Genomic DNA, 15,416 nt, shown 5'->3' on the forward strand with positions numbered 1-15,416 from the left:
CTATGAGCCAAGAAACAACAAGCCAGCAGCAGCAGATGCTGCGGGGAACTGCCTGGCTAACTGCCAGCAATTTTATCAGTCGTCTTCTGGGGGCCATCTATATCATTCCTTGGTATATCTGGATGGGCAAGCACGGCGCTGAGGCCAACGGCCTTTTTACTATGGGTTATAATATCTATGCCTGGTTTTTACTGATTTCGACAGCCGGCGTGCCAGTGGCAGTGGCCAAGCAGGTAGCTAAGTACAATACCATTGAAAAGGAAGAGCACAGCTTTACTCTCATTCGAGAGTTTCTCAAGTTTATGCTGCTTTTGGGAGCTGTCTTTGCAGTGATTATGTACCTGCTCTCACCAGTTTTTGCTTCTATGTCAGGGGGCGGAGCGGACTTGGTTCCTGTTATGCAGAGCCTCTCTTTGGCTGTTTTGATATTCCCATCGATGAGCGTTATCCGAGGTTTTTTTCAAGGTTTCAATAATCTCAAGCCTTATGCCATCAGTCAGATTGCGGAGCAGGTCATTCGGGTGATTTGGATGTTGCTGACAGCCTTTTTCATCATGAAAATCGGTTCTGGCAACTATGTAGAAGCGGTTACCCAGTCAACTTTTGCCGCTTTTATCGGTATGCTGGCTAGTATGGCTGTCTTGGTCTTCTATCTTTGGAAGACAGGAATGCTGACTTCTATCATCCATAAGCCTGCAAATGCCACAGAGATTAATGGCCGTGTCCTCCTCTGGGATACCATTCGTGAAGCCATTCCTTTCATTATCACAGGATCTGCCATTCAGCTCTTTCAGATTATTGACCAAGCTACCTTTATCCATGTCATGGGCTGGATTAGCAAGTACAGCAAGTCCGAGCTGCTGGTTCAGTTTGCCTATTTCTCAGCTAATCCTAATAAAATCACCATGATTTTAATTGCAGTGGCAACTTCTATCGGCGGTGTTGGGATTCCGCTTCTGACCGAGAACTATGTCAAAGGTGATTTTCGCTCGGCTGCCCGCTTGGTGCAGGACAATCTCAGCATGCTGATTTTCTTTATCTTGCCAGCAACTATTGGTGCTGTTTTGGTGGCGGAGCCACTATACACCGTTTTCTATGGCAAGCCAGATGGCTTAGCACTAGGTCTTTTCATCTTTGCTATGCTGCAGACCATTATCCTCAGTCTATATACAGTGTTGGCTCCGATGATTCAAGCCCTCTTCCAAAATCGAAAAGCTATTATCTACTTCCTCTATGGAGTAGGAGTCAAGCTGGTGCTGCAAGTACCCTTGATTTATATTTTTAAAGCTTATGGTCCTCTTCTTGCGACAACAGTTGGCTTGATTATTCCAATCCTGCTCATGTATCAGGAAATTCGCAAGGTAACAGGTCTGAATCCTAAGAACCTCTTTAAACGGAGTCTCCTGTCAGTGATTCTGACAGTTCTGATGACCATCTTTGTCTTGGTGGCAGAGCTTCTTATCGGTCTCTTCTTCCAGCCGAGCGGCCGAGTTTCCAGCTTTGTCTATATCGCTCTGATTGGCGGCATTGGCCTCGCTGTCTATGGCGGACTGGCGCTCAAAGTTCGCCTTATGGATCGCTTTATCGGTTCAAAAGCAGCTAGTTTACGACGACGCTTTGGAATTAAATAAATTTAACAAGAGTTGTCTGGCAACTCTTGTTTTACTATAAAACAATATCATACAAAAGGCTGTTTTATTTAGTTTTGTCTTTCAATAAAATAGAAATAGAAATTATTTCTAGGAGGAAATAATGCTTTTATACATACTGGTTTTTGTCCAAAGTATGCTTTCTTATATTCTGATTCCTCTATTGATAGAGTCTGGCCTCGTTCTTTATTATGTAAAGGGAGGAAAGAGGAATGTTTTTGCATACGGTAGTTTTATTCTCTGGGGCTTTACTTTTATTAGACTCTATTTCTTAGATTATATACTTTGTTTCGTTTGTATTTTTGTTCTTCCAGTTTGGTTTTTACTACTGAGGAAGGAAAATAGAGGTTGGATGTTTTTGATTAACTTAATATTAACTTTAACTGGGATTTTAGCAAGTTTTGTTTTAACTATAGCTCTTTTACTAGTCTCAGAACACCATCGTATAACTTACTTTGAACATGGACAAGACAGTTATACCATTGTAACCAATCAGGTTATTTCTTCTGGTCTATTGCGTAGTAGTTCAGATACCCATATCAAAGTTTATATAAACAACCCATTTGTTGCTAAGGAAGAATACCATGAGCATGTTGATGAGTATCAGTCTGACGTGAATAACATTCCCTCTTTAGAGACTTATGACGAATATCATGCCTATAAGAAAAATTATAAGATAGAGTCAAAATCCTAAATAGACGCTTTCATATCTATTAAAAAGCCGCAGGGCTTTTTAATTTTTAGCTTTGTTTTTTTAAAACATCAACATTATAGTTTCAAACTATAGCTAGCTCTTGAAAAGAAAAAAGATAAATATTTTCAAAAGATGTTACAATAGAGGGTGAAATATTAGCGAAGGATTGGAAGGTTAATATGAGTAAGGACGTAAAATTAAATACACTACTGGCTCAGGCTGGGGTTAAAAAAGATGAAACAACCGGTGCTTTAACAACACCCCTGCATTTTTCAACGACCTACCAGCACCCTGAGTTTGGGCAGTCAACAGGTTATGACTATACTCGAACCAAGAATCCAACGCGGGTTAGCTTGGAAGAGACTCTGGCTGCTATCGAAAGTGCAAATTATGCTCTAGCGACTAGCTCTGGTATGTCGGCTATTGTGCTGGCCTTTAGTGCCTTTCCGGTCGGCAGTAAGGTTTTGGCTGTTCGGGATCTCTATGGCGGCTCTTTCCGTTGGTTTGCCCAAGCTGAAGCAGAAGGGCGCTTTGCCTTTAGCTATGCCAATACAGAAGAAGAACTTCTGAATAGTCTAACAGAGGATATAGATATTGTCTATATCGAGACACCGACCAATCCTCTTATGGTAGAGTTTGACATTGCCCGCATTTCCCAAGCAGCTCATGAGCGAGGAGCAGCTGTCATTGTGGATAATACCTTCTATAGTCCCATTTATCAAAGACCGCTGGAGGATGGAGCTGATATTGTTCTGCACTCTGCGACCAAGTATCTGGGCGGGCATAATGATGTCTTGGCTGGAGCTATCATGACCAATGACACTGCTATCAATGACAAGCTATTCTATAACCTCAATACAACTGGGCCGGTTCTGTCTCCTTTTGACAGCTATCTGCTTTTGCGCGGTCTCAAGACATTGGCTCTCCGTATGGAGCGCTCTACTCAGAATGCACAAGAAGTAGTCGCTTTTCTGAAAAAATCTCCTGCGGTAAAAGAGGTTCTCTATCCAGGTAAGGGTGGTATGATTTCCTTTAAAGTTGTGGACGAAAGGAAGATTCCTCATCTCCTAAATAACCTGAAAATCTTTACCTTTGCGGAAAGTTTAGGAGGAGTGGAGAGTTTGATTACCTATCCGACGACCCAGACTCACGCAGATATTCCAATGGAAGTGCGTCATTCTTATGGCTTAACTGATGATTTGCTGCGCCTGTCGATTGGAATTGAGGATAGTCGAGATTTGGTAGACGATTTGCGAGCAGCCTTGGAGAATGAATAATATGGGAAGATATAATTTTGAAAAAGCCCCCTGTCGTGTAGGGCATCATACTTATAAATGGAAAGAAGTGGAGAAGGACAAGGACAAGGAAGTCCTGCCAGCTTGGATTGCAGACATGGATTTTGAAGTCCTGCCTGAAATCCAGCAAACCGTTCATGACTACGCTAATCAGTTAGTTTATGGCTATACCTATGCCAGTGAAGAGCTAGTCAATGCCGTGCTAGATTGGGAGCGGGATGAGCACGACTATACCTTTGATAGGGAAGCCTTGGTATTTATAGAAGGAGTTGTCCCTGCTATTTCGACGGCTATCCAAGCCTATACCAAGGAAGGTGATGCTGTTCTAATAAACACTCCTGTTTACCCACCTTTTGCCCGCAGTGTCAAGCTCAATAATCGTCAGCTTATTACCAATTCTCTGATAGAGCAGGACGGTCTCTTTCAGATTGACTTTGAGCAGCTAGAGCGGGACATTGCAGATAATGAAGTCAAGATTTATGTTCTGTGCAATCCGCATAATCCTGGAGGTCGAGTTTGGGAACGGGAAGTGTTAGAGAAAATTGGCCGCCTCTGCCAAAAGTATGGCGTCCTCCTGGTTTCAGACGAAATTCACCAAGACTTGACGCTGTTTGGCCATGAGCATCAGTCTTTCAATACTGTCTCGCCTGACTTTAAGGACTTTAGTCTGATTTTAACCAGTGCGACTAAGACCTTTAATATTGCTGGTACTAAAAATTCCTATGCTGTGATTGAGAATCCTAGCTTGCGACATCAGTTTAAGAAACGCCAGCTGGCTAACAACCAGCATGAAATTCCTGGCCTTGGATTTTTAGCGACAGAAGCAGCCTATCGTTACGGTTGGTCTTGGTTGATGGAGCTTAAGGAAGTTCTTGAGAAGAATGTGAATTTTGTAGTCGATTATTTTGCCAAAGAGGCACCGCGCCTGCGGGTCATGAAGCCTCAAGGAACTTATCTGATTTGGCTGGACTTTTCAGATTATGGTCTGACAGATGACCAACTCTTTCAGCTGCTGCGAGAAGAGGCAAAGGTCATCCTGAATAGAGGAAGTGATTTTGGCCAAGAAGGCAAAGGTCATGCCCGCTTAAATGTTGCTGCTCCAGAGACCATGGTTGAAGAAATCTGCTCCCGTATTGCAGAGGTACTGCCAAAATAAATCAAAAATTTTTTGAAATTTGTTTCAAGTGAGAAAAATGATTGACAATCCTTTGAAAGAGGAGTATAGTAATAGTGGAAAATCGGTAGGTGAGGCTACCATAAGGATACGGATGACTACCGCAAAGCAGTGGAGACACTACTCGTTGGTCAACAGTCCTGATCGCCAAGGTCAAGACTAAGCTCATTTCATCGCCTTATGGAGTTAAAGCTTGAACGGTGAATGCTTGTTTTATCTGTGCTTAAAACAATGAAGCGAATAACCTGACATGCAAACAACCCTGCTGAGAAATTGGCAGGGTATTCTTTTTTGCTGAAAATATTTCAAGAGAGTAAATAGTTGATTGCCTGCCTCTCAAGAAAAAAGAAGGAGGAATAGTGATGAAATTTTGGTATTCTAGTACCAGTCCTTTTGCGCGTAAAGTATATGTTACAATTTTACACCATCATTTAGAGGAGCAAGTGGATATTCAGAAAGTTCAGGTGGCTTTTGATAGAAATTCACCGCACAATCAAGATAATCCTTTAGGTAGAATTCCTGCTTTTCAAGCTTCCAGTGGAGAATGGTTATATGGTAGTGATTTAATTTCTCAATATTTAGACGAACTAGGTCAGGAAGTCTCACTTTTCCCCAATGGAATGGAGAAATGGCATGTTTTAAATATACTGTCCGTTGCTGAAGGAATTTTGGAAAATACAATGCCGATTGTTGCGGAAAAATTTTTCCATGAAAAAGAACATTGGTGGAAAGACAGACATCAGCAAATTGAAGAGAGAAATATACGGAGTTTGTCTTTGTTAGAGAAACTGGCTACTGAGCAAGGGCTCTCTTTAAATATTGCAACAATCCAAGTAGTTGCTCTTGTAGATTGGTGGAATTTACGTGAAGATGTTATTGGATTTTCTTTAAAAGAAAATTTTCCAGAATTGCAAGATTGGACACAGAAGATGAATGCCAATTTTGATGTCTTGCGGGCTTCATGGGACTTTTAATTGTTTTTATAAATTAAGAAAGGAGACACGCGATGCAAATTGACGATTATCCGGAACCGCACATACACAGCCAATCGCTGATTTGTGTCGTTCTGTCCTTATAAAGTGATTGGTCCCTGTGTATGAAATTTATCAATCATACATCAAGGAGAAACCAATGAAAACAGTAAAAGAAAGATTAGTTGCAGCTTTGCAGCTTCCTGTACAAGAAACCTTGGCATTCTACAAGACCGCCTTTCGTGGCCTGACTGAAGAGCAGGTCGAAGAAAATCGTGACCTCTATGGGGAAAATATCATCACAAAGGGTCAGGAAGACTCTATTCTAAAAAAAATTTACGAATCTATTATCAACCCCTTTACGGTTATATTACTAGTAATTGCTCTGGTGTCTTTAGTGACCAATGTCTGGCTGGCTAAGCCCGGAGAGGAAGATCCGACAACTTCCATCATCATTGTCGTTCTGGTCTTGATTTCTGGAGGTATTCGTTTTGTTCAGGAATTGCGGAGCGACCGCGCTGCTAGTAATTTGTCTCGGCTGATTGTCAACACGGCTACGGTTATCCGTGAAGGAGCAGAGCAGGAACTGCCGATTGATGAGCTTGTTGTAGGAGACATCATCAAACTTAGTGCTGGAGACATGATTCCTGCAGATGTACTGCTGCTTGATTCGCGTGATTTCTTTGTTCAGCAGTCTGGTCTGACAGGGGAAAGCGATGCAGTAGAAAAGGTCTGTTTGATCAAGTCAGATGAACAAAATCTCGATAGCCTTTTAGAAACAGAGTCGCTGGCCTTTATGGGAACCAACGTTATTTCCGGAAGAGCCACAGCTCTGGTGCTGGTGGTTGGCGACGAGACCATGATGGGAGCTATTGAGCAGACGCTGAATACTTACGACGAGCCGACCTCTTTTGAGCGCGAGATGAATAGTATCTCCTGGCTTTTGATTCGTCTGATGCTCGTCATGGTTCCGGTCGTGTTCTTCATAAACGGTCTGACTGACGGTGACTGGCTGGAAGCAGGTGTCTTTGCTCTCAGTGTTGGAGTCGGCCTGACTCCAGAAATGCTGCCTATGATTATCACAGCGAGCCTGGCTAAAGGTTCTATTATCATGGCTCAGGAAAAGGTCGTGATTAAGAAGCTGAACGCTATTCAGGACCTAGGAGCTATTGATATCCTTTGTACGGATAAGACTGGTACACTGACCCAAGACGAGATTGTCTTGGAATACCCTCTGGATATTCATGGTGATTTGGACTTGGCAGTGCTCCGTCGTGCTTTTCTCAATTCCTACTATCAAACGGGTCTCAAAAACCTCATGGATCGGGCTATTATTAATCGGACGGAGAAAGAAGCAGAAAAGCATGAGATTGTCCGTAATCTAGATCAAACCTTTAAGAAAATTGATGAACTGCCCTTTGATTTCGAGCGTCGTCGTATGAGCGTTATCGTTAAGGATGATGAGGATGTTATCAGCATGGTGACCAAGGGGGCCTTGGAGGAAATGCTGGCTATCTCTAGCCATGTAGAATACAAGAAACGCATTACAGAATTGACTGAGGAGATTCGTCAGGAAATCCTTTCGGAAGTGGCTCAACTCAATGAGCAAGGGCTGCGTGTGCTTGGTGTTAGCTACAAGTCAGATTTAGAAGAAGATTACGACTATGAAGTCAAGGATGAGTCCGACATGATTTTGACGGGCTATCTGGCCTTTCTAGATCCACCTAAGTCATCTGCAGCTCCAGCTATTGAAACCTTGGCTGAGTACGGCGTTGCTACTAAGATTTTGACGGGTGATAATGATAAGGTAACCCAGGCAGTCTGTGAAAAGGTTGGGTTAAATGTAGACAATATCTTGCTGGGTGTAGAGGTAGATGCCTTATCTGATGAAGAATTGAGTCAGGCAGTGGAGGATACAACAGTCTTTGCCAAGCTCTCACCTGACCAAAAAGCTCGGATCATTCTCCAACTCAAGGCTAATGGCCACAAGGTTGGCTACATGGGTGATGGTATCAATGATGCACCTTCTATGAAGGTAGCAGATGTGGGTATTTCTGTTGATACAGCTGTCGATATTGCCAAGGAAACGGCAGATGTCATTCTGCTGGACAAGGACCTAATGGTTCTGGAGAAAGGGCTGGTAGAAGGGCGCAAGGTCTATGCCAACATGACCAAGTACATTAAGATGACAGTCAGTTCCAATTTTGGGAATATATTTTCTCTTCTCTTCGCCAGTATCTTTTTGCCATTTCTTCCTATGGCACCAGTTCATCTGATTGTCCTCAATCTAGTTTATGACCTGTCTTGTATCGCTCTGCCCTTTGATAATGTGGATAGTGAATTTCTCAAGAGACCTCATATCTGGTCAGCCACTTCCATTAACCGTTTTATGGCTTGGATTGGACCGATTTCATCCGTTTTTGATGTTTTGACCTATTTGGTGCTCTACTTCATTATCGTGCCTATGATAACAGGAGGTAGCTATCAAGCAGGTAGTGGACAGGCAGAGACTTTTATCACTCTTTTTCAAACAGGCTGGTTCATTGAGTCCATGTGGACCCAGACCATGGTTATCTACATGCTGCGCTCACCTAAGCTGCCATTTGTGCAAAGCCGTCCTGCTTTGTCTGTCATTGTTACCACTATGGCGGCAGCTCTCTTTGTTACTTCCTTGCCATACAGTCTCTTTGCGTCAGTTTTGAAGACAGCTCCGCTAAATGGCACTTATTTCCTTTTTCTTTTCTTGATTATTGCGCTTTATATGGTTAGTGTAACCCTTGTTAAACACCTTTATATCAAGCGCTATAGAGAATGGCTGTAAGGTGAAGAAAATCTTTGAAAAGGCTTGCTTATGGCAAGCCTTTTCACTATTTTTTTGATATAATAAGAAGAATAAATTGAAAGAAGGAAATCCAATCATGGGAAAACTTGAAGTTATCGCTCATCCACTAATTCAGCACAAACTGTCTATCTTGCGTCGTACAGATACCTCTACCAAGGCTTTTCGTGAATTAGTTGATGAAATCGCAATGCTCATGGGATATGAGGTTTTGCGCGATTTACCACTTGAAGATGTAGAAATTGAAACACCGATTACGAAAACAGTCCAAAAGCAGATTGCAGGGAAAAAATTAGCTATTGTTCCAATCTTGCGGGCTGGTATTGGCATGGTGGATGGACTTCTGAGCTTGGTTCCAGCAGCTAAGGTCGGCCATATCGGAATGTACCGTGATGAGGAAACCTTGAAGCCGGTTGAATATCTGGTCAAGCTGCCAGAAGATATTGACCAACGTCAAATTTTCGTTGTAGATCCAATGTTGGCTACGGGTGGTTCTGCTATCTTGGCTGTGGATTCTCTGAAGAAGCGTGGTGCTAGCCACATTACATTTGTCTGCTTGGTTTCAGCGCCTGAAGGAGTAGAAGCCTTGCAGGAAGCTCATCCAGATGTTGATATTTTCACAGCTGCCCTGGATGACCATCTCAATGACCATGGATATATCGTACCAGGACTGGGAGATGCAGGAGATCGTCTTTTCGGTACTAAGTAAAAGTTTCTATTTGACCTTTTTTGACCAAAAGGATATAATAGTTCCGTAATTTGAAATTCTATTCCCTAGTTTGATAGAAAAATTTAAAAAGAGAAAGAGAGAAAACTATGATTCCTGTAGTTATTGAACAAACCAGCCGAGGAGAACGCTCCTATGATATTTACTCCCGGCTATTAAAAGACCGCATTATCATGCTGACTGGCCCAGTAGAGGATAATATGGCTAATTCTGTCATTGCCCAGCTCCTTTTCTTGGATGCACAGGACAATACTAAAGATATTTATCTCTATGTAAATACGCCGGGCGGATCTGTCTCAGCAGGTCTGGCCATTGTGGATACTATGAACTTCATCAAGTCTGATGTTCAGACCATTGTTATGGGTGTAGCTGCCAGCATGGGAACAATCATTGCTTCCAGTGGTGCCAAGGGCAAACGATTCATGCTGCCAAATGCAGAATATCTGATTCACCAGCCAATGGGAGGAGCCGGAAGTGGTACCCAGCAAACAGATATGGCCATTGTAGCTGAGCACTTGCTTAGAACTCGGAATACCTTGGAAAAAATCTTGGCTGAAAACTCTGGCAAGTCCGTTGAGCAAATCCACAAGGATGCAGAACGCGATTACTGGATGAGCGCTCAAGAAACCTTGGAATACGGCTTTATTGACGAAATCATGGAAAATAGCAATCTGAGCTAACAGAGGAGGAGCCAAAAGCGGCTCCTTTTTTGCTGTTTTGAATCTGACAAGCTAGCAAGTTTAGGTGTTTTAAGCTAATCATAAAGCTTTTGAGGGCTAGTTTTTTTGATATATCTTTGCTATAATCATCTAAGAACTACATGGACCGGAAAGGAGTTTTATGATAGAAAGAGAAGAAAGAGTGGGCTTGATTGTCTATCTTTACTATAATCGAGATGCCAAAAAGCTGGCTAACTTCGGTGATATCATTTATCATTCTAAGAAGCATCGTTATCTGCATCTCTATGTCAATCAAGAGGACGCCCAGAACTTACAGGAGAATCTGCCCAAGGAACGCTATGTTAAGCAAGTTCGGATATCTCACATAAAAGAACTAGATCAAAACTTTGTTGGAAGCCTGTATAGAGAGCAAGAAAACGTTATCATTTGATAAAATTTCTATAAGGGGTTGACAATTGTCAGATAATTCGATATATTCTTACTATATCATCAATCAAATCACTTAAGGAGATTTCGGAATGAAGAAAAAATTTGCACTATCCTTAGTAGCTTTTGCTAGTGCGGCTCTTCTCGCAGCTTGTGGAGAAGTATCCAATAACAACTCAACAGCAACTGGTACAGAAATTGGCGATACGATTAAATTTGGTTTTAACTTTGAAGAATCAGGTGAAGTAGCAGCCTACGGTACAGCTGAACAACATGGTGCTCAGTTGGCAGTTGATGAAATCAACGCTGCTGGTGGCGTAGATGGCAAGAAGATTGAAGTTACTGATAAGGATAACAAATCAGAAACTGCTGAAGCATCTACCATCACTACTAGCTTGGTTACCCAAAGCAAGGTAAATGCAATCATTGGCCCTGCGACTTCTGGAGCGACAGCTTCAGCTACTGCAAATGCTGCTAAAGCAGGTGTACCAATCATTACACCAAGTGCGACACAGGATGACCTGACCAACAAGCAAGATTATCTTTACCGTGCAACCTTCATTGATAGCTACCAAGGTAAAATCATTTCTAAGTATGTTACTGATAACTTGAAAGCTAAGAAAGTCGTTCTTTACTACGACCAATCTAGTGACTACGCTAAAGGAATGGCGGATGCTTTCAAGAAGGAATTCAAGGGTGAGATTGTAGCAACTGAAACCTTCCAATCCAAGGATACAGACTTCCAGGCTGCTTTGACAAAGATTAAGGGCAAAGAATTTGACGCTCTGGTTGTTCCAGGTTACTATACAGAAGCTGGTAAAATTGTCAATCAAGCGCGTGGTTTGGGTATTGACCAAACAATCGTTGGTCCTGATGGCTTTGGTGATGCTAAGTTCGTTGAGCAAGCAACTCCTGCTGCAGCGACAAATGTTTACTATGTATCTGGCTTTACAACTTCTGGTGAAATGTCAGAAAAAGCTAAGAAGTTTATTGAAGCATACAAAGCTAAGTACAAAGAAGAGCCTTCTATGTTTGCAGCTCTGGCATATGACTCTGTTTATATGGCAGCAGAAGCAGCTAAAGGTGCTAAAACTTCTGTAGATATCAAAGACAACTTGGCTAAGCTTAAAGATTTCGATGGAGTAACTGGTTCAATCACTATTGATAAAGATCACAATCCAGTGAAAACAGCTTTGATGATTGGCTTGAAAGACGGTCAAGTAGATACTGTAGAAACAGTTAAAGCGGAATAATAGTTACGAGGCTGGGGCTATCCCAGTCTTTGACTTGTTTTCTATTTTTAGTTGCTTGAGCAAATTAGTAGATGATTTCTTTCTGAATCTACGGATTTGAAAGAGTATTGTTTTATAATCTATTTTCTTCGTTTCTCAATCAACTATTATTCGTATTTTGGGAGTGGGATGATAAAATCACGACCTAGTCTGCTGATTTTTGTCCCATTCCTTATTTTATTATAGAAAGAGTGGTGTCTAATGCTCCAACAATTAGTCAACGGTCTAATCCTGGGTAGTGTTTATGCGCTTCTGGCTTTGGGTTATACCATGGTTTATGGGATTATTAAGCTGATTAACTTTGCTCATGGCGATATCTATATGATTGGTGCCTTTATGGGTTATTACTTGATTAATATCCTGAAGTTTAATTTCTTCCTTTCTCTCATTTTAGCGATGATTGGGACAGCGATTCTCGGTGTGCTTATTGAGTTTTTAGCCTATCGTCCTCTGAGAAATTCGACTCGGATTGCGGCTTTGATTACAGCCATTGGGGTTTCTTTTCTCCTCGAGTATGGCATGATTTTCTTTGTCGGTGCCAATACCAGTTCCTTCCCGCAGGTTATTAAAACAGTACGCTTTAACTTAGGGCCGATTTCTATCTCAAATATTCAGCTGCTGATTTTGGGAATTTCGATTTTCCTCATGGTGGCTCTGCAGTTCATCGTGCAGAAGACAAAGATGGGTAAGGCTATGCGAGCTGTATCTGTAGATAGTGATGCTGCCCAGCTCATGGGAATCAATGTCAATCGGACAATCAGCTTCACCTTTGCTTTGGGGTCAGCTCTTGCAGGAGCTGCTGGCGTCCTGATTGCCCTTTACTATAATTCATTGGAGCCTTTGATGGGGATGACTCCAGGTATTAAGTCCTTTGTAGCAGCCGTTCTCGGTGGTATTGGAATCATTCCTGGTGCTGCGCTTGGTGGCTTTGTTATTGGTCTTTTGGAAACTTTTGCGACAGCGCTTGGACTATCTGATTTCCGTGATGCCATTGTCTATGCGATTTTGATTGTCATTCTTCTGATCCGTCCAGCTGGTATCCTCGGTAAAAATGTGAAAGAGAAGGTGTAAGGTATGAAAAAGAATTTAAAGGTAAATATTTTCTGGCTTGGCCTTGTCTTAATCGGCTACTTGCTGATGACAGTATTGGTTAGTGCCGGTGTTCTCAATGCTTTTTATATTCAAATCTTAGAACAGATCGGGATTAATATTATTCTGGCGGTCGGGCTCAATCTCATTGTCGGATTCTCAGGTCAATTTTCTCTTGGCCATGCTGGTTTTATGGCAATCGGTGCCTACGCTGTAGCCATTATTGGCTCTAAATCGCCAACTTATGGAGCTTTCTTTATTGCTATGCTGGCGGGAGCTGTCATTGCTGGTATTGTGGCTTTGGCAGTTGGTTTGCCAACCCTGCGTCTTAAAGGGGACTATCTTGCGATTGCGACTCTTGGTGTCTCAGAGATTATCCGGATTCTAATTATTAATGGCGGTACTTTGACGAATGGCGCAGCTGGTATCCTATCCATTCCACCCTTTACTTCTTGGCAGATGGTCTATGTCTTTGTTGTTATCACAACTATTTTGACCTTGAATTTCCTGCGCAGTCCTATTGGCCGCAGCACTCTGTCTGTTCGTGAGGATGAAATTGCTGCTGAGTCTGTCGGGGTTAACACTACTAGAATCAAAGTGACAGCCTTTGTTTTAGGAGCTATCACGGCTTCTATTGCTGGTTCTCTTCAAGCTGGCTTTGTTGGATCAGTTGTTCCTAAGGACTATTCCTTTACCAACACTATCAATATCTTGATTATTGTCGTTTTTGGTGGTCTAGGATCGATGACTGGAACCATTGTGGCTGCAGTAGTATTGGGAGTTCTCAATATGTTGCTACAGGATGTATCCAGCATTCGGATGATTGTCTATTCTTTGGCCTTGATCTTGGTCATGATTTTCCGTCCTGGCGGACTTTTAGGAACTTGGGAGCTCAGCTTGTCTAAGCTCTTCAAAAAGAATAAGGAGGTCAAAGAATAATGGCACTTCTTGATGTGAAAAATCTAACTAAAAACTTTGGTGGCTTGACTGCTGTTAGCGATGTGACCTTGGAACTCAACGAGGGCGAGCTGGTTGGTCTGATTGGCCCTAATGGTGCAGGAAAAACGACTCTTTTCAACCTCCTAACCGGTGTTTATGAGCCTAGTGAAGGGACAGTGACACTAGATGGTCATTTGCTCAATGGTAAGGTACCTTACAAGATTGCTTCTTTAGGGCTAGGGCGGACCTTCCAGAACATCCGGCTCTTTAAGGACCTTAGTGTTTTGGATAATGTTCTGATCGCCTTTGGTAATCATCATAAGGCTCATGTGTTGGCTTCTTTCCTCCGCCTGCCAGCCTACTACAAAAACGAAGAAGAATTCAAAGCTAAGGCTTTGGAGTTGCTGAAAATTTTTGACTTGGACAAGGAAGCAGAAACCTTGGCTAAGAACTTAGCTTATGGTCAGCAGCGCCGCTTGGAAATTGTTCGGGCCTTGGCAACGGAGCCTAAGATTCTTTTCTTGGATGAACCGGCTGCGGGAATGAACCCTCAGGAGACAGCTGAGCTGACTGCATTGATTCGACGGATTAAAAACGAATTTAACATTACTATCATGCTGATTGAGCATGACATGAGTTTGGTAATGGAAGTTACTGAGCGCATCTATGTGCTGGAGTACGGCCGCTTGATTGCGCACGGAACACCTGATGAAATCAAGAATGACAAACGCGTTATTGAAGCTTATCTAGGAGGTGAATCCTAATGTCCATGCTTAAAGTTGAGAATCTCTCTGTCCATTATGGCATGATTCAGGCTGTTCGTGATGTCAGCTTTGAAGTAAACGAAGGAGAAGTCGTTTCTCTGATTGGTGCCAATGGCGCTGGGAAAACGACCATTCTCCGCACGATTTCAGGCTTGGTTCGTCCAAGTGCTGGTAAAATTGAATTTGTAGGTAATGAAATTCAAAAAGTTCCTGCTCAAAAAATCGTAGCAGCTGGACTTTCGCAAGTACCAGAAGGCCGTCATGTCTTTCCGGGTCTGACCGTTTTGGAAAATTTGGAAATGGGCGCCTTTCTCAAAACAAAGCGAGAAGAAAATCAAGCCAATCTCAAAAAGGTCTTCTCTCGTTTCCCACGCTTGGAAGAGCGTAAAAACCAAGATGCTGCAACCCTTTCAGGTGGTGAGCAGCAGATGCTGGCTATGGGACGGGCTCTGATGTCTACACCTAAGCTTTTGCTCTTGGATGAGCCTTCTATGGGCTTGGCGCCAATCTTTATCCAGGAAATCTTCGATATTATCCAAGATATCCAGCGGCAAGGCACAACAGTTCTTTTGATTGAGCAAAATGCAAACAAGGCTCTCTCTATCGCCGACCGTGGTTATGTTCTTGAAACAGGTAAAATTGTTCTGTCCGGAACAGGCCAAGAACTCCTCGCTTCTGACGAAGTCCGCAAAGCATATCTAGGTGGTTAAAAAGGTCCAATGGACCTTTTTAAGTTGCAGATAAAGAAAACAAGGTTTTCGTCAAGATGCCCGGGGGATTGTTTCAGGTTGCAAATAGGAACTCGCGGTAGTGAGTTTTCTTTAAAATGTCTGGGAGACATTTTTAGGTTGTTGATAGAAAGTTGCGATAGTAACTT

Annotated in this window: 13 protein-coding genes, 1 pseudogene and 1 riboswitch; all 14 genes and pseudogenes read left to right on the forward strand. The window is 42.5% G+C overall.

From position 1 onward, the window contains the following. The first annotated feature begins 2 nt into the window (after nt 1-2). Nucleotides 3-1,631: a polysaccharide biosynthesis protein gene (locus AX677_RS07345; RefSeq protein ID WP_060976672.1), complete on the forward strand. Its 1,629-nt coding sequence runs from the start codon at nt 3-5 to the stop codon at nt 1,629-1,631. Nucleotides 1,632-1,752: 121 nt separating this feature from the next. Beyond that, a complete protein-coding gene (locus AX677_RS07350; protein WP_060976673.1) occupies nt 1,753-2,343 on the forward strand; it encodes a hypothetical protein in 591 nt (196 codons plus the stop codon). A 179-nt stretch (nt 2,344-2,522) separates the two neighbouring features. Further along, nucleotides 2,523-3,620, forward strand: coding sequence for a cystathionine gamma-synthase (locus AX677_RS07355; protein WP_060976674.1), 1,098 nt, complete (start codon nt 2,523-2,525; stop codon nt 3,618-3,620). A gap of 1 nt (nt 3,621) precedes the next feature. Continuing rightward, nucleotides 3,622-4,794, forward strand: a complete 1,173-nt coding sequence (locus AX677_RS07360; protein ID WP_060976675.1) for a MalY/PatB family protein — start codon at nt 3,622-3,624, stop codon at nt 4,792-4,794. A gap of 74 nt (nt 4,795-4,868) precedes the next feature. Continuing rightward, nucleotides 4,869-5,024: riboswitch (M-box (ykoK) riboswitch) on the forward strand. Between the two features lie 150 nt (nt 5,025-5,174). Next, nucleotides 5,175-5,786, forward strand: a complete 612-nt coding sequence (locus tag AX677_RS07365; RefSeq protein ID WP_060976676.1) for a glutathione S-transferase family protein — start codon at nt 5,175-5,177, stop codon at nt 5,784-5,786. 157 nt (nt 5,787-5,943) lie between these two features. After that, nucleotides 5,944-8,604 carry a magnesium-translocating P-type ATPase gene (mgtA, locus tag AX677_RS07370; RefSeq protein ID WP_060976677.1) on the forward strand — a complete coding sequence of 887 codons (2,661 nt, stop codon included), beginning with the start codon at nt 5,944-5,946 and terminating at the stop codon, nt 8,602-8,604. 97 nt (nt 8,605-8,701) lie between these two features. Beyond that, on the forward strand, nt 8,702-9,331 hold the full coding sequence (upp, locus tag AX677_RS07375) for a uracil phosphoribosyltransferase (RefSeq protein ID WP_060976678.1): 630 nt from the start codon (nt 8,702-8,704) through the stop codon (nt 9,329-9,331). 98 nt (nt 9,332-9,429) lie between these two features. Further along, a pseudogene (locus AX677_RS07380) lies at nt 9,430-10,029 on the forward strand (ATP-dependent Clp protease proteolytic subunit); the annotation flags it as partial. Nucleotides 10,030-10,189: 160 nt separating this feature from the next. Beyond that, entirely contained in the window at nt 10,190-10,459 is a 270-nt protein-coding gene (locus AX677_RS07385) for a YlbG family protein (protein ID WP_002894676.1), read from the forward strand. An 88-nt stretch (nt 10,460-10,547) separates the two neighbouring features. After that, on the forward strand, nt 10,548-11,708 hold the full coding sequence (locus AX677_RS07390) for an ABC transporter substrate-binding protein (RefSeq protein WP_002894677.1): 1,161 nt from the start codon (nt 10,548-10,550) through the stop codon (nt 11,706-11,708). Between the two features lie 240 nt (nt 11,709-11,948). Next, nucleotides 11,949-12,818: a branched-chain amino acid ABC transporter permease gene (locus tag AX677_RS07395; protein WP_060976679.1), complete on the forward strand. Its 870-nt coding sequence runs from the start codon at nt 11,949-11,951 to the stop codon at nt 12,816-12,818. Nucleotides 12,819-12,821: 3 nt separating this feature from the next. After that, a complete protein-coding gene (locus tag AX677_RS07400; RefSeq protein WP_060976680.1) occupies nt 12,822-13,775 on the forward strand; it encodes a branched-chain amino acid ABC transporter permease in 954 nt (317 codons plus the stop codon). Then, nucleotides 13,775-14,539, forward strand: coding sequence for an ABC transporter ATP-binding protein (locus AX677_RS07405; RefSeq protein ID WP_060976681.1), 765 nt, complete (start codon nt 13,775-13,777; stop codon nt 14,537-14,539). Before AX677_RS07400 ends, AX677_RS07405 begins: the two co-directional genes overlap by 1 nt. Beyond that, complete coding sequence (locus AX677_RS07410; RefSeq protein ID WP_060976682.1) at nt 14,539-15,249, forward strand: ABC transporter ATP-binding protein; 711 nt, start codon at nt 14,539-14,541, stop codon at nt 15,247-15,249. Before AX677_RS07405 ends, AX677_RS07410 begins: the two co-directional genes overlap by 1 nt. Nucleotides 15,250-15,416 lie beyond the last annotated feature (167 nt).

The organism is Streptococcus sp. CCH8-C6, assembly GCF_001557225.1.
In the GTDB taxonomy this organism is placed as follows: domain Bacteria; phylum Bacillota; class Bacilli; order Lactobacillales; family Streptococcaceae; genus Streptococcus; species Streptococcus sanguinis_C.

Bases quoted from the DNA above. Each gene is read 5' to 3' on its own strand.
- AX677_RS07345 (WP_060976672.1), top strand. From the start codon at position 3: ATGAGCCAAGAAACAACAAGCCAGCAGCAGCAGATGCTGCGGGGAACT.
- AX677_RS07350 (WP_060976673.1), top strand. From the start codon at position 1,753: ATGCTTTTATACATACTGGTTTTTGTCCAAAGTATGCTTTCTTATATT.
- AX677_RS07355 (WP_060976674.1), top strand. From the start codon at position 2,523: ATGAGTAAGGACGTAAAATTAAATACACTACTGGCTCAGGCTGGGGTT.
- AX677_RS07360 (WP_060976675.1), top strand. From the start codon at position 3,622: ATGGGAAGATATAATTTTGAAAAAGCCCCCTGTCGTGTAGGGCATCAT.
- AX677_RS07365 (WP_060976676.1), top strand. From the start codon at position 5,175: ATGAAATTTTGGTATTCTAGTACCAGTCCTTTTGCGCGTAAAGTATAT.
- mgtA (WP_060976677.1), top strand. From the start codon at position 5,944: ATGAAAACAGTAAAAGAAAGATTAGTTGCAGCTTTGCAGCTTCCTGTA.
- upp (WP_060976678.1), top strand. From the start codon at position 8,702: ATGGGAAAACTTGAAGTTATCGCTCATCCACTAATTCAGCACAAACTG.
- AX677_RS07385 (WP_002894676.1), top strand. From the start codon at position 10,190: ATGATAGAAAGAGAAGAAAGAGTGGGCTTGATTGTCTATCTTTACTAT.
- AX677_RS07390 (WP_002894677.1), top strand. From the start codon at position 10,548: ATGAAGAAAAAATTTGCACTATCCTTAGTAGCTTTTGCTAGTGCGGCT.
- AX677_RS07395 (WP_060976679.1), top strand. From the start codon at position 11,949: ATGCTCCAACAATTAGTCAACGGTCTAATCCTGGGTAGTGTTTATGCG.
- AX677_RS07400 (WP_060976680.1), top strand. From the start codon at position 12,822: ATGAAAAAGAATTTAAAGGTAAATATTTTCTGGCTTGGCCTTGTCTTA.
- AX677_RS07405 (WP_060976681.1), top strand. From the start codon at position 13,775: ATGGCACTTCTTGATGTGAAAAATCTAACTAAAAACTTTGGTGGCTTG.
- AX677_RS07410 (WP_060976682.1), top strand. From the start codon at position 14,539: ATGTCCATGCTTAAAGTTGAGAATCTCTCTGTCCATTATGGCATGATT.